The sequence below is a fragment of the Rhizobium leguminosarum genome (assembly GCF_004123835.1).
Taxonomy (GTDB): domain Bacteria; phylum Pseudomonadota; class Alphaproteobacteria; order Rhizobiales; family Rhizobiaceae; genus Rhizobium; species Rhizobium leguminosarum_M.
In genome coordinates, this window is sequence record NZ_MZMU01000009.1 from 157,855 (window position 1) to 172,020 (window position 14,166).

Annotated in this window: 12 protein-coding genes and 1 pseudogene; 6 read left to right on the forward strand and 7 right to left on the reverse strand. The window is 62.4% G+C overall.

The window, feature by feature from the left end:
• Position 1: 1 nt before the first annotated feature.
• A complete protein-coding gene (locus tag B5P46_RS13355) occupies positions 2–1,027 on the reverse strand; it encodes a LacI family DNA-binding transcriptional regulator (protein WP_129419062.1) in 1,026 nt (341 codons plus the stop codon).
• Between the two features lie 94 nt (positions 1,028–1,121).
• On the opposite strand from B5P46_RS13355, the gene B5P46_RS13360 reads away from it, so the two are divergent.
• From B5P46_RS13360 to B5P46_RS13370, 3 genes are all read left to right on the forward strand, one after another.
• Positions 1,122–2,309 (forward strand): phytanoyl-CoA dioxygenase family protein, encoded by a 1,188-nt coding sequence (locus B5P46_RS13360; RefSeq protein WP_129419063.1) that lies wholly within the window; start codon positions 1,122–1,124, stop codon positions 2,307–2,309.
• Positions 2,310–2,402: 93 nt separating this feature from the next.
• Positions 2,403–3,224 carry an SDR family oxidoreductase gene (locus B5P46_RS13365; RefSeq protein WP_129419064.1) on the forward strand — a complete coding sequence of 274 codons (822 nt, stop codon included), beginning with the start codon at positions 2,403–2,405 and terminating at the stop codon, positions 3,222–3,224.
• A gap of 95 nt (positions 3,225–3,319) precedes the next feature.
• A complete protein-coding gene (locus B5P46_RS13370) occupies positions 3,320–4,231 on the forward strand; it encodes an SMP-30/gluconolactonase/LRE family protein (protein ID WP_129419065.1) in 912 nt (303 codons plus the stop codon).
• A 1-nt stretch (position 4,232) separates the two neighbouring features.
• Here B5P46_RS13370 and B5P46_RS13375 read toward each other — a convergent pair whose 3' ends face one another.
• From B5P46_RS13375 to B5P46_RS13395, 5 genes are all read right to left on the reverse strand, one after another.
• Entirely contained in the window at positions 4,233–4,982 is a 750-nt protein-coding gene (locus B5P46_RS13375; RefSeq protein ID WP_129419066.1) for a ThuA domain-containing protein, read from the reverse strand.
• A 57-nt stretch (positions 4,983–5,039) separates the two neighbouring features.
• Positions 5,040–6,122, reverse strand: coding sequence for an ABC transporter ATP-binding protein (locus B5P46_RS13380; RefSeq protein WP_129419067.1), 1,083 nt, complete (start codon positions 6,120–6,122; stop codon positions 5,040–5,042).
• A 19-nt stretch (positions 6,123–6,141) separates the two neighbouring features.
• Positions 6,142–7,053: a carbohydrate ABC transporter permease gene (locus B5P46_RS13385; RefSeq protein WP_003543164.1), complete on the reverse strand. Its 912-nt coding sequence runs from the start codon at positions 7,051–7,053 to the stop codon at positions 6,142–6,144.
• 1 nt (position 7,054) lies between these two features.
• Positions 7,055–7,942 (reverse strand): carbohydrate ABC transporter permease, encoded by an 888-nt coding sequence (locus tag B5P46_RS13390; protein WP_129419068.1) that lies wholly within the window; start codon positions 7,940–7,942, stop codon positions 7,055–7,057.
• Positions 7,943–8,037: 95 nt separating this feature from the next.
• Positions 8,038–9,330, reverse strand: coding sequence for an ABC transporter substrate-binding protein (locus B5P46_RS13395; RefSeq protein ID WP_129419069.1), 1,293 nt, complete (start codon positions 9,328–9,330; stop codon positions 8,038–8,040).
• Between the two features lie 203 nt (positions 9,331–9,533).
• On the opposite strand from B5P46_RS13395, the gene B5P46_RS13400 reads away from it, so the two are divergent.
• From B5P46_RS13400 to B5P46_RS13410, 3 genes are all read left to right on the forward strand, one after another.
• A complete protein-coding gene (locus tag B5P46_RS13400) occupies positions 9,534–10,538 on the forward strand; it encodes a Gfo/Idh/MocA family protein (protein ID WP_129419070.1) in 1,005 nt (334 codons plus the stop codon).
• 12 nt (positions 10,539–10,550) lie between these two features.
• Complete coding sequence (locus B5P46_RS13405) at positions 10,551–11,549, forward strand: LacI family DNA-binding transcriptional regulator (protein WP_129419071.1); 999 nt, start codon at positions 10,551–10,553, stop codon at positions 11,547–11,549.
• A gap of 101 nt (positions 11,550–11,650) precedes the next feature.
• Positions 11,651–13,894: a glycoside hydrolase family 2 protein gene (locus B5P46_RS13410; RefSeq protein ID WP_129419072.1), complete on the forward strand. Its 2,244-nt coding sequence runs from the start codon at positions 11,651–11,653 to the stop codon at positions 13,892–13,894.
• Between the two features lie 108 nt (positions 13,895–14,002).
• Here the strand turns inward: B5P46_RS13410 and B5P46_RS13415 are convergent.
• A pseudogene (locus B5P46_RS13415) lies at positions 14,003–14,166 on the reverse strand (sugar ABC transporter ATP-binding protein); the annotation flags it as partial.

Consider the following 14,166-nt stretch of genomic DNA (forward strand, 5'->3'; position numbering starts at 1 on the left):
CTCAATCGCCCGCGGGCATATTGTAGGGCGTGACGATTTCGACTGATGAAAGCGAAGGCGGAACCGGTCGCCCTTTCGCGGAGGCCCGGCTCATGATCGCCCTGAAGGCCGAGCGCGCATCGGTTCTGAGATCGTGGTGCAGCACGAAGCTGATCCGGCGCGCGGCAAGCAGGGCGTGATTATCCGCGTCGAGATCATGGGCGACGAAAACGCGGACGGGGCGTTTGGCCGCGTCGAAGGCCGCAAGCACCGCCCGGTTGCCGCCGCCGATCGAATAGACGGCGTTGATGGCGGGATCGGCCGCAAGCGCTACCGCGGCAAGCGTTCCCGTCGCAGGATCGGTGCCGTGGCCCTCGCTGATCTCGGTAATGCCGATGTCGGGATAGCGGGCGCGGATGACGCGGCGAAAGCCGATTTCTCGCTCCTCCTCGCCGCGGAACCGTCCGCTCGACAGCGTTACCAGCACCTTGCCACCATCACTCCCGAGGAATTCGCCGATCAGATAGGCGGCGGTCTCTCCCGCCGCCCGGTTGTCGGCGCCGGCATAGGCGATGCGGGCCGAATTCGGCAGATCGGTCACCAGCGTCACGACGGGAATGCCGGCCGCGTCCGCCCGCGCGACGGCGGCAGCCACCTCGGCGACGTCAGGCGCCTTGAGCACGATGCCATGCGTGCCGCGCAGCCGGATGCGATCGAGAAGCTGCACCAGTTCGGCCGGCTTCATCACCTCGGCGAAATGGAACCGGCAGCGGAAGACGCCGGGCAGAAAGGTCGCCATCTCCGCTTCGAAGGCGGCGCGCACCGCATCGCTGAAACGCTGCGGCGTCTCCATGACGATATCGATCGCCAGCATGCGGCCGCTGCCCATCGCCCCGGCCTGCTGCTTCTCCAACTCCGCGATCGCCGCCTTCACCCGCATCTCGGTCTGCCGGCGCACGCCCGGCCTGCTGTTCAGCACCCGGTCGACGGTCGCAGTGCTGAGCCCGGCCTGGAAGGCAATGTCCTTGACGAGAAAGAGATGTGCCATGCGATCGGCCTGATGGTTTTTTGATGGATTTCTGATCTATATCACCCGGCATCGCGGCGTATAGTGCCTCCACTGGAAAGAGGGAGGAGCCGCTATGAAAACCGACAATCAGCAGAAACTGCGCGCCGACCGCGTCTGGCTGAGGGAAGACGCCTGCGATCTCGATGAGTTTCGCGCCCTTGCGGAAAAGACGACCGCGCTTGCCGATTACCCCTCGGCGTCTGCGGTCGAAAAAAACGTCCTGATCTATGACAGCCGCAAGGTGATGGCGGCGGCCGCAACGCCGGAAGGCCGACGCGCCGTGCTGGCGGAAGTCTGCGACGCCTTCGGCGAGGGTCCTGGTGTCGTCGTGTTCAAGCGCGCTTACGAAGACACCGGCATCATCGACCGCGCCAGCACGATCTTCGATGCGATCATCGAGGAACAGCACCGCACCTCGACCGGCGGCGGCGATCACTTCGCCAAGCCTGGCGCCAACGACCGTATCTGGAACTCGCTGGAAAAACACTGCCTCGCCGATCCGGCAAATTTCGCCGAATATTACGGCAACGCCATCATCGCTCTGGCAAGCGAAGCCTGGCTCGGCCCGAGCTACCAGATGACGGCGCAGGTCAACCGCGTCAATCCGGGCGGTTCGGCGCAGTCGGCGCATCGCGACTACCATCTCGGCTTTCAATCCTCAAAGGTGATCGAGCAGTTCCCGGCACATGTGCATCGGCTCTCGCCGGTGCTGACGCTGCAGGGTGCGGTCGCCCATTGTGACATGCCGCTCGAAAGCGGCCCGACGCTCTTCCTGCCGCACAGCCAGACCTATGTGCCGGGCTATCTTGCGCTGAAGCGGCAGGCGTTCCGGGATTATTTCGAGACCAACCATGTCCAGCTGCCGCTCGAAAAAGGCGACGTCGTCTTCTTCAATCCCGCGCTCTTCCATGCCGCCGGCACCAACCGCTCGGCCGACATCAAGCGTGTGGCCAACCTCCTGCAGGTCTCCTCCGCCTTCGGCCGGGCAATGGAAACCGTCAATCGCGAGAGGATGAGCGCCAGGCTGTTTCCCGCCTTGAAGGCCTTTCAAGGCAGGCTCTCGCCTGACGAAATCGCCAACGCCGTCGCTGCCTGCGCCGAAGGCTACTCCTTCCCGACCAACCTCGACCGCGACCCGCCACTCGGCGGACTGGCGCCGAAGACACAGGCGCAGCTGATGCATGAGGCGCTGAAGGAAGGCTGGAGCGATGCAGCCTTTACGACAGCACTTGCCGAGCAAGCGCAGAAGAAGTTGAGCTGACGGGCAACGGGAGCAAGCTGCCTTTCCACACCGATAAAGGCCTTCCGCACCGGCGGGAGGCCGTTCGTACGTCATCACAAAGGAGGAAACCAAATGAGCACAGACCACGGCCGCCTCGACGGCAAGATCGCCATCGTCACCGGCGGCACGCAAGGGCTGGGAGCAACCATCGCCCGTCTCTTCGCCGAACGCGGCGCGGAAGGCATCGTCATCTGCGGCCGCAACGAAGCCAAGGGCAAGGCGAAGACGGCGGAGATTTCGGCTGCGACCGGCGCCAGGATCGTCTACGTCAAGGCCGACCTCGGCAAGGTCGAGGATGCACAGAATGTCGTGCGCGCCTGTGACGAGACCTTCGGCCGCGTCGACGCGCTGGTCAATGCCGCCGCCATCACCGATCGCGGCACCATTCTCGACACCAGTCCGGAGCTCTTCGACGCCATGTTCGCCGTCAATGTTCGCGCGCCGTTTTTCCTGATGCAGGAGGCGGTGAAGGTCATGCGCCGCGAAAAGATCGAGGGTACGGTCGTCAATATCGGCTCGATGTCGGCCAAAGCCGGCCAGCCCTTCATCGCCGCCTATTGCGCCTCCAAAGGCGCGCTGGAAACGCTGACGAAGAACACCGCCTACGCGCTCCTTCGCAACCGCATTCGCGTCAATGGTCTGAACATCGGCTGGATGGCCTCCGAGGGCGAGGACCGGATCCAGCGCGAATATCACGAGGCACCCGCCGACTGGCTGGAGAAGGCGGCGGCAAGCCAGCCCTTCGGCCGTCTCGTCGATCCGCACGAGGTGGCGCGCGCCTGCGCTTACCTGTCGTCTTCCGAATCCGGCCTGATGACCGGCTCGGTCATCTGCTTCGACCAGTCGATCTGGGGCGCTTATGACGGCTCGCCGCATCCGGTCGCGGCCCTCTGAAAAAGCCGAAGCCCGGCATTTCCATCGCCGGGCTCTGGCACCACCAGCTTTTTGCCGCTAGGAAAAGAACGGCAGCATTCAGGGAGGAAACTGGCATGGGCGACAATCCGATTTATGAGATTCGCGACGACCGCTTCGGTGCAATGGTCGTCGGCAGCGCCGCCCTCGAGGAGCTTTATTCCGGCTGCCGCTGGACGGAAGGCCCGGTCTGGTTTTCCGACCTGAACTGCCTTCTCTGGAGCGATATCCCGAATGAACGTATGATGCGCTGGACACCGGATGGGACGGTCTCCGTCTTCCGCTCACCCTCCAACTACGTCAACGGCAACACCCGCGACCGGCAGGGCCGGCTGGTCTCCTGCGAACATGGCGGCCGCCGCGTCACCCGCACCGAGACGGACGGCACCATCACCGTTCTCGCCGACAGCTACCAGGGCAAGCGGCTGAACTCGCCGAATGATGTCGTCGTCCACTCCGACGGCGGGGTCTGGTTCACCGATCCGACCTACGGCATCCTGTCGGATTACGAGGGCCACAAGGCCGAGCCCGAGCAGCCGACGCGCAACGTCTACCGGATCGATCCGGCAAGCGGAGCGATCGACGCCGTCGTCGAAGATTTCATCCAGCCGAACGGCCTTGCCTTCTCGCCCGATGAGACGAAGCTTTATATTGCCGATTCCGGCTCCGCAAAACATGACGTGCCGCGCCATATCCGCGTTTTCGACGTCATCGACGGCAGGGCGCTTGCCAACAGCCGCTATTTCTGCAGCCTCGATTTCGGCCATCCCGACGGTTTCCGTTTCGATGTCGCCGGCAATCTCTGGACGAGTGCCTCCGACGGCGTGCACTGCTTCTCGCCCGATGGAACGCTGCTCGGCAAGATCAGGGTGCCGCAGACGGTGTCCAACCTCACCTTCGGCGGCCCCAAGAAAAACCGGCTCTTCATCACCGCGACGCGTTCGGTCTATTCGATTTATATCAAGACGACCGGCGCACAATATCCATAGATCAGGCCTTCACCTTATCGGGGCGGCCGTGTAGCGGCTCGGCCCGATGCCAGTTTTCTAGGATGCGGCCATCTGTGTGTTTCTGCCGCGCCCAGCGGATACCGTTCGAGATCACCTTATGCACGGTCTTGTCGTGATAGATCGGGTAGGTCTCGTGGCCGGGGCTGAAGAAGAAGATGCGCCCGCGCCCGCGCTGGAAGGTGCAGCCGCTGCGGAACACCTCGCCACCGGAATACCAGGAGATGAACACAAGCTCGTCCGGCTGCGGAATGTCGAAGGGCTCGCCGTACATTTCCGAGGCATTAACCTCGAAATAGGGCGGCAGCCCCTCGGCGATCGGATGCGAGGGGTTGACCACCCAGACACGCTCGAGATCGCCATCCGGCGTCTCGCGCCAGGAGAGGTTGGCATTGGTGCCCATCAGCCGGCGGAAGAGCTTGGAATGATGGCCGGAATGCAGGACCAGCAGACCCATGCCCTTCAGCACGCGCTGCTGCACGCGATCGATCAGCCCGTCGCTGACCTCCTCATGCGCCATATGCCCCCACCAGAGCAGCACGTCGGTGTCATCGAGCACGCTGTCCGGCAAGCCTTCATGGGGATCATCGAGCGTGCCGCGGCGGATTTCGAAATCCGGATGGGCAATGCCGGCAGCGATCGCTCCGTCGATACGATCGGGGTAGATCTCCTGAACCTCTTTGTGGAGCTGCTCGTGGCGTCCCTCGTTCCAGATGGTGACCTTGATTGTCATGGCATTCCTCGATGTATAGGCCTCGATGTTTAGGCCTTGATGTTTCGGGGGAAATTGTCAGGCGGTTGCCGGACGGATGACCCGGCCGGCGGAATCGAACAGATGGCAGGCGGCGGGATCGGCCGTCAGCGCCACGCGGTCGCCCGGCCGCACGGCGATATCGCCTTCGGCGCGCACCACGATCGGCTGCTGCTGCGAGCCGACGGTCATGTAGGTCTCGACGCCGAGCCGCTCGACGATGACGACCTCGGCGGTGAAATGGCCCTGGCCCTCGGCTGCGATCTTCAGATGCTCCGGCCGGATGCCGAGCTTGGCTTCGCCCTGCGGCACCGCGCCGTTTGCATCAGCCAGATCGAGCGAAAGTCCGATCGGGCTGTCGAGGTGCAGCCTGCCGGCCATGGGCCGCGTCGCGGTGACGGGAATGATGTTCATCTTCGGCGAGCCGATGAAGGTCGCGACGAATTCATTGTCCGGCTGATGGTAGAGCGCCATCGGCGCTCCTGCTTGCGCCACCACACCCTTGTTCAGCACGACGATGCGGTCGGCCATCGTCATCGCCTCCACCTGGTCGTGGGTGACGTAGACGACGGTCGCCTTCAACTCGCGGTGCAGGCGCTGCAGCTCGGCGCGCATCTGCACCCGCAGCGCCGAATCGAGGTTCGACAACGGCTCGTCAAACAGGATCAGCGCCGGTTTCTTGATGATGGCCCGGCCGATCGCCACGCGCTGGCGCTGGCCGCCGGAGAGGGCGGCCGGGCGGCGGTCGAGGTAATCGGTGAGCTGCAGAATTTCAGCGACAGCTTCCACCTGCCGGCGGATCTCCGCCTCCGGCACTTTCTTCAGGCTGAGCGAGAAGCCAATATTTTCGGCAACGCTCATATGCGGATAGAGCGCATAGGACTGGAACACCATGGCGATGCCGCGCTTGTCGGGCGGCACGTCGTTGATGCGTTTGCCGTTGAGGATGAGGTCGCCCTCGTCGATGCCTTCGAGGCCGGCGATCATGCGCAGCAGCGTCGACTTGCCGCAGCCGGACGGGCCGACGAAGACCGCGAATTCGCCGTCTTCCACGGTGATGTCGACGCCTTTGATGACCTCGAGCGCGCCGTAGAATTTGCGAACGTTTCTGAGATTGATCATCTGTTTCTCTTTCTTGATCTCAGCCCTTCACGCCGCCCGAAAACGTCTGGACGAGGAAGCGCCGCGCAAAGCCGAAGGCAACGACGGCAGGCAGCAGATAGATGAAGGCCAAAGCCGTCAGCAGGCCGTAATCGATCTCGTTGATGCGCAGGAAGGCGCGGAAAAGACCGAGTGGCAGCGTCTGCAGCTCCGGCGACGACAGGAAGATCAGCGGCAGCAGGAAATCGCCCCAGGCTGACATGAAGGCGAAGAGCCCGGCGGCGGCCAGCCCAGGCAGCGCCAGCGGGATCAGCACCCGGCGAATGCGCTGGATGAGAGTCGCCCCATCCATCAGCGCTGCCTCCTCGTAGTCCCTCGGCAGCCCGTCGAAGAAGGTCTTCATGATCCAGAGCGCCAGCGGCAATTGCATCGTCGCAAGCACCAGGATCAGCCCGAGATAACCGTCGATGAAACCGGTCCAGCGCATGATGTCACGGGCATAACTGCCGAAGATCGGCCTGAGCACCGCCGCTTCCGCATTGTTCAGCGTCAGCAGGAATTTGTAGAGCGGCACGACGAGCGCCGTCGGCGGCAACACGCGAATGAGCAGGATCGCGTAGAGGAAGGGCAGCTTCCACCAGGCCCGGGTGCGCGACAGCGCATAACCGCCGAGCCCCGAAAGCACCATGACGAGCAGCGTCGCGCTAGCGACCACGAAGAGCGAATTGAACAGCCACTTCGCCCCGTCCTCCTTGGTGAAGACTCTTACATAGTTGGCGAAAGTCCACTGTTCCGGCCAGTGCAGGAAAAGCTGCGCATTGCCATCGAGAGAGGCAAGCAGCACCCAGAAGAAGGGCACGGCGCAGAAGATCGAGATCAGCGACAGTGTCGCATAGGCAATGAGGTCGGAGCGACCCTTGTTTGCAGTTTCGCTCGGGGAAACGACGGCCATGTCAGACCTCCACCTTCATGGCCCGGACATAGGCGATACCGAGGACCAGCGAGATGACGAGTGCGACGACGGCGACTGCGGCGCCATAGCCCAACTGGAAGGACGTAAAGGACTGATTGTAGATATAGATGCTGACGACCTCGGTCGCCCCGCCCGGCCCGCCGCGCGTCAGCGCATAGACGAGGCCGAAGACGGCGATGGTGGAGACGGCCGAGATCAGCATATAGAGCAGGATCGTCGGCATCATCAGCGGCAGGGTGATGCGGCGGAACATCTGCGACGGGGTGGCGCCGTCCATGCGCGCCGCCTCGTAGATCTCCGCCGGGATGGTGCTGAGGCCCGCGGTCAGGAGGATCATCGCCGTGGCGATGCCGCGCCAGGTATTGACGACGATGATCATCGACAGTGGGAAGACCTGCAGCCAGTCGGCCGGCGTGATGCCGAAAAGACTGACGATGCGGCTGAGTGTGGCATTGTCGCCGCCTGCCAGCATCGAGATCCACATGAAACCGGCGACGACCTCAGGGGCTGCATTCGGCAACAGAATGATCGACGAAAACAGCCGCCGGAAGCGGATCGGGCGGCGCAGCGCAATTGCCGAGATCAGGCCGAGCACGAATTGGCCGATCACCGCCGAACCGATGACGAAGACGAAGGTGACGAACAGCGAATTCCAGAACTTCGCGTCGTTGAAGAGCCGCGTGTAATTCCTGAGACCGACGAAGCGGGGCCGCAGCGCCGCGGCCCCGGTCAGCGCCTCATTGGTGAAGCTCAGATAGATAGAATAGAGGGCCGGATAGATGACAAAGGCCAGAAGCAGCACCAGCGAGGGCAGCAGGATCAGCAACCATTGGCGCTCGGCACGCTTTTCATGAGAGTTTCGGGCCATGGAAGCTCACAACCTTATCGGCTTATCAAATGAAGGCGGGAAGACGCGGGCGTCGGCGCCGCGTCCCCGTCCTGGCGGAAGAGACGATCCGGAGCTTACTTGACCATGTCGTCGCCGAGCGTTTCCTTGACGTAGTCGACAAGGATCTTCTGGGCGCCGGCGGCATCGGTTTCCTTGCGCAGCAGCGCTTCGGTGGCGCGCGCGACACCTTCCGAGACCGTGCCGAAACCGGAGGCCTGCTTCAGGAACACGCCGTTTCCGGCCGCGGCATGGATCGGAACCAGTTCCGTCAGCTTCTGGAACTCGGCATTGTCAGCCGCATCCTTGCTGGCCGGGATGTTGCCGATGCGGGCAGCGTAGGAAACCTGCGTCTCGATCGAACCGATCTCCATCAGCGCCTTGATCGCCAGCTCCGTATTGGCCGACTTGGAATTGACGGCCCATGGCGCGGCGAGATTGGCCAGGACATATTGGCCACTGCTCTGGCCGGGAACCGTCCAGGTACCGACCACCTTCGTCACGTCAGGGATCGGGTTCTTGCTTTCGCGACCCCAGTCGAAAATGTAGCACCAGGAGCCGCAGGTGGTGGCGACAAGCTTGCCTTCCGGGAACATCTGGTATTTCGGCACGACCCAGGGCTCGGGCCCGAGCAGCGGCTGCGTCGGCATCAGATCCTTGTCGATCAGTTCCTTGTAGACGTTGAAGACGTCCTTGATGCCTTCGCCATTGAGGTCGAGCTTGCCGTCGGCATCGACGAGCTGCGGCGTCTTGGAACCGACGAGCAGATGCTGGAAGCCTTCGTCGAAGGCGCCGCTTCCCCAGGAGACGCCAGCCGGAAAGAGCAGGCCGTAGGCGCCGGTCTTCTGCTTGATCTCGGCCGCGCGGTCGAGAAGTTCCTGCCAGGTCTTCGGCTGTTCGGTGGAGATGCCGGCTTTTTCGAGAACGTCCTTGCGGTAATAGATTTCCTGAATGCCGAGCATGAACGGCATCACATAGGTTTCGCCATCCGGGCTGACAGCAAGCTCCTTGGCGACGTCATAGAGGTTGGCGTAGCCGTCCCAGGCCTTGAACTCCTTGGTAACAGGCGCGAGGTAACCGGCTTCCACCATGTCGGAAACGGCAGCCGTCGTCGGGACGGAGAACAGGTCGGGCGCGTTGCCGGCGCCGAGCTCCGTCAGGAGCTTGGTAAGATAATCCTTGTCGGGTGCCGGATATTCGATGACCTCGACGGTGACGCCATATTTCTTTTCGATCCGCTCGACCGTCGACTTCATCGCGTCGATGCCGGCCTGACCATGATTTGCAATTCGGATTGTTTCTGCCTGCGCCAGCGTCGAAACCGCGCTCAGCAGAACGGCGCATAGGCCGCCAAGAACCATCTTCTTCAACGGAAGTCCTCCCTTTTGTAGAGACACGGCGCCCTCCAGCACCGGTCGTGAAAATGTACACGCATTCCAAATGCTGGCAAGACGGTTTCTGAAAAGATTTTAACTCGAGTTTTAATACACTGATATTACTTGTTTATTTAGATATTGCCATCGCCATACCGTTTGTGTAATCGTGTGCACAATCTATCCAAGGAGGAGTTTTCATGTCTGAGAAATTGCGTCTCGGCGTCATCGGTGCCGGCTTGAAGGCGGCGGAATATGCCGAGAGCTGGGTCAAGATGTCGGAGATCGAATTTGCTGCACTCGCCGACACCACGGCGGCTTCGCGCCAGCGCTTGATCGACGTCTGCCTCGCCGCCGGCGCACCCGAGCCGAAGGGCTTCGAGGATTATCGTCAGATGCTCGCCGAATGCCGGGGCGAACTCGACATCGTCTACGTCTCCACCCCGCATGCCTTCCATGCCGAGCAGGCAACCGCCGTCGCCGAGGCCGGCCTCGACCTCTTCCTGGAAAAGCCAATGGTGACGACAGTCACTGAAGCCGAGAAGCTGATCGCCGCGCAGAAAAAGAGTGGCGTCACGATCGTCACCGCCTTCCAGGGCGGCCTGTCGCCGCTGGTGCTCGACACGCGCCGGCGGGCCCTCGCCGGCGAGTTCGGCGAGCTGATCGCCATATCGGGCATGATCTGGGAAAGCTGGTCGTCCAATTACCACGGCCACTGGAAGCAACGGCCTGACATCTCCGGCGGCGGCTTCATGTTCGATACCGGTGCCCATATGATGAACACGGTCTGCCTGCTCGCCAATTCCGATTTCGACAGCGTCTCGGCCTACATGAACAATCACGGCAGACAGGTGGATATCGCCACCGCCGTCTCCGCCCGGCTGAAGAACGGCGCGTTGGCGACATTGACGGCCGCCGGCGAAGGCCCTCCGGGCTGCGCCTCCTACATCACCTTCTTCTATTCGAAGGCGATCGTGCGCATCGACGCCTGGGGCGGCTGGCGCGAGATCAGTGTCGGCCGCACCGCCGAGCCGCGCGAGGAGGCTGAGATTCTCGGCAATCCGATGAAGAATTTCCTCGCCATTCGCGAGGGAAAGATGGAAAACTCCGGCTCCGTTGAAATGGGCCTCAGATTCGCTAGGCTATGGGATGCAATTAAGGAATCGGCAGCGGCCGACGGCGCTTCCGTCAGGATCGTCGCCTAACAGGCGCTGAAGATGAGCGGTATGAGCAGACGGCGGATCACCTCGAAGGAACTGGCGAAACTCGCCGGCGTCTCCTCCGCCACCATTTCCCGCGCCTTTTCGCCGGATTCGCGCATCGGCAGCGCGACGCGCGACCGCATCCTCGCCGTCGCCCGTGAACATGGCTATCAGCCGAACGCAATCGCCCGCTCGCTGAACAATCAGCGCTCGCGCCTCGTCGCCCTGGTCGTCAATGCGATCGGCAACCCTTGCGAGGCTGAGGAACAACAGCTTCTCGTCCACCGCCTGCAGGCAAGACAATTGCTGCCGATCATCCTCTGCTGCGCCGATCATTCCGACCGGCTGCAATTGATGCGCCTTGCCTCCACCTATCAGGTCGATCACGTCGTCGTCTTCTCCGACATGGTGTCGATGCAGGATGCTGTGGACATCTTCCACACGACCAAGCCGATCATCGTCTCATTCGAGCCGCTCGACAACGAAAACGTCTCCAGCATCCGCATCGACGGCGCGCAGGCCGCCGACGAGATCATCGACAAGATCGTCCGCGACGGCAAGAAGCGTTTCGCCTACCTCTCCGGCACCAGTTCAAGCTGGATCGACAAGCTCAGGCGCAAATGGTTCGCCGATGCGCTGACCAAGCGCGGCCTCTCTTTCGAAGCGCAGGCATTCGGTGACTACTCCTATGATTCCGGCTTCAAGGAAGCCGTGCTCCTGCTGCACCGGGATAAAGTCGACGCCATCATCTGTGGCAACGATGTCATGGCGATCGGTGCGCGCGATGCCGCCCGCCGGGTGCTCGGCAAGAACACCCCTGATGATATCGCCATCGTCGGCCAGGACGGCATCGCCATGGCCGCCTGGGATTGCAACGACCTGACCACGCTGAGCCTCGACCACGTCGCCTTCATTGATGCCGTCGTCGAACTGATCGAACGCCATGACGCCGAGGTCGAAGGCCCGCACAGCATCACGCTCACCTGCACCGCCCGCTGGGGCTCGACCGCCTAACAGCTTGCATACCCATTGCATCAAGGAGGAATAGTATGACTCAATTTTCACGCGCCGAAAGGCGCCGCACCGTCCCTGATGCCGTAACCGGGAGAGCCTGAATGCGTTCCGTCGTTTCCTTCAACGAAGGCTGGAGTTTCCATGAGGGCTTCGGCCAGCGTTTGCTCGAAGCTTTCGATGCGGCCAAGTCGGTCAGCCTGCCGCATACCGCCGTCGAACTGCCCTTCAGCTATTTCGACGAGATCAGCTATCAGCGCGCCTTCACCTATCAGAAGGTGCTGCGCTGGCTGCCGGAATTCGAGGGCCGCGAAGTTTCGCTCGTCTTCGACGCCGCCATGGCCGACAGCGTCGTCTATCTGAACGGCGAAGAGATCATTACCCATAAGGACGGTTATACCCCCTTCGAGGCCCGCCTCACCGGCAAGCTCGTCAAGGGCGAGAACCTCGTCACCGTCAAGATCGACGGCAGCGAAAACCCTGACATTCCGCCTTTCGGCGGCCGCATCGATTATCTGACCTATGCCGGCATCTACCGCGACGTCTGGCTGAAGGTCACCAACCCGGTCTCTATCCGCAATCTCAAGATCGAAACCACTGACGTTCTTCGCCCGGAGAAATCGGCGACCATACGCGTCGACATCGCCAACCCCGAGGGCCGCAACTTCTCGGCGACGGTCACCGCCACGCTGAATCAGGCCGACGGCACGGTGGTCGCCACTGCCGCGACCGAAACGATCGGCAGCCGCACCACGCTCTCCTTTGGCGGCCTCACCGGTATCGCCCTCTGGGACATCACCGATCCCACGCTCTATGACGTCACCGTCGAGCTCAGGACCGAACACGGCTCCGACCGTCTTTCCACACGGTTCGGCTTCCGCACCGCCGAATTCACGCCGGAAGGTTTCCTCTTGAACGGCAAGCCGCTGAAGCTGCGCGGCCTCAATCGCCACCAGGCCTTCCCCTATGTCGGTTATGCCGCCGGCCGTTCCGCCCAGGAGCGCGACGCCGACATCATGAAGACGGTGCTGAAGTGCAACATCGTCCGCACCTCGCATTATCCGCAGTCGAAATGGTTCCTCGACCGATGCGACGCAATCGGCCTGCTGGTTTTCGAGGAGATCCCCGGCTGGCAGCATATCGGCGATGCCGACTGGCAGCAGGAATCGATCGAGAACGTCCGGCGCATGATCGAGCGCGACTGGAACCATCCCTCGATCATCATCTGGGGCGTGCGCATCAACGAGTCGCAGGATAATCACGATTTCTACGCCGAGACCAATCGCCTCGCCCGTGAACTCGACAGTACCCGCCAAACCGGCGGCGTGCGTTATCTCACCGAGAGTGAGCTGCTCGAAGACGTCTACACGATGAACGACTTCATCCTCGGCAATGAAGAGCTGCCGGGCGCCAACCGCCCGCGCACGGCCCTTCGCGCCCAGCAGGAAAATACCGGACTGTCGCACAAGGTGCCGTACCTCATTACCGAATTCAACGGCCACATGCACCCGACGAAGATCTATGACCAGGAGCAGCGCCAGGCCGAGCATGTGCGCCGTCACCTGGAGGTGCTGAATGCCGCCTGTGGCGATCCTGATATCTCCGGCGCCATCGGTTGGTGCATGTTCGATTACAACACCCACAAGGATTTCGGCTCCGGCGACCGCATCTGCTATCACGGCGTCATGGACATGTTCCGCGAGCCGAAATTCGCGGCCTATGCCTATATCAGCCAGTGCGACCCTTCCGAGGAGATCGTCATGAAGCCGGTGACCTTCTGGGCGCGCGGCGAACGTAATATCGGCGGCGTGCTGCCGCTGATCATCCTGACCAACTGCGACGAGGTGGAGCTGCAATATGGTGCGCTCAGCAAGCGCATCGGTCCGGACCGCGAGAACTACCCGCACCTGCCGCATCCGCCCGTCGTGCTCGACCATCGGCATTTCACCCCCGACGAGCTCGGCACCTGGGGTCTCGAATGGATCGATGGCACCTTCACCGGCTATATCGGCGGTGAGCCGGTAGCCAGCCTGACCCTGGCGGCCGATCCATTGCCGACGACGCTGGAAGTGGTTGCCGACAGCCCGACGCTGAAGGCCCGAGAACGAGACAGCACGCGGGTCATCATCCGCGCCCTCGACCAGCGCGGCCAGCGCCTGCCTTTCATGAACGACAGCATTTCGCTGAAGGTGCACGGCCCGGCGAGGATCGTCGGCCCGACCAATGTGCCACTGCAGGGCGGCACCGCCGGTTTCTGGCTGGAGGCGACGGGGTTCACTGGCGAGATCACCGTCGAAGCGGTTTCCACGCGTTTCGCGCCGGTGACGCTCGGCGTGACGGCTGCCTAGCGCATAACCCCGAAAATCGAAATGATTTCCGGAAAGGATTATGCGCGAACTCAAAGTGATAGAGCGTCCTTAGCGCGTCTTTCTAGACGCGCGGCGCTCTAACGGCCCTCACGCGATCCGCGCCTGGCTCTCAGGATCGAAGAACACGGCCTTGTCGAGATTGAAGGCGAGGCGGGTGTTTTGTCCGGGAGCGATGCCGGTATCGGCGCGCAGGCGGGCGACGACGGATTTGCCGCCGAGCTTGGTGACGGCAAAGGTGTCGGAGCCGGCAG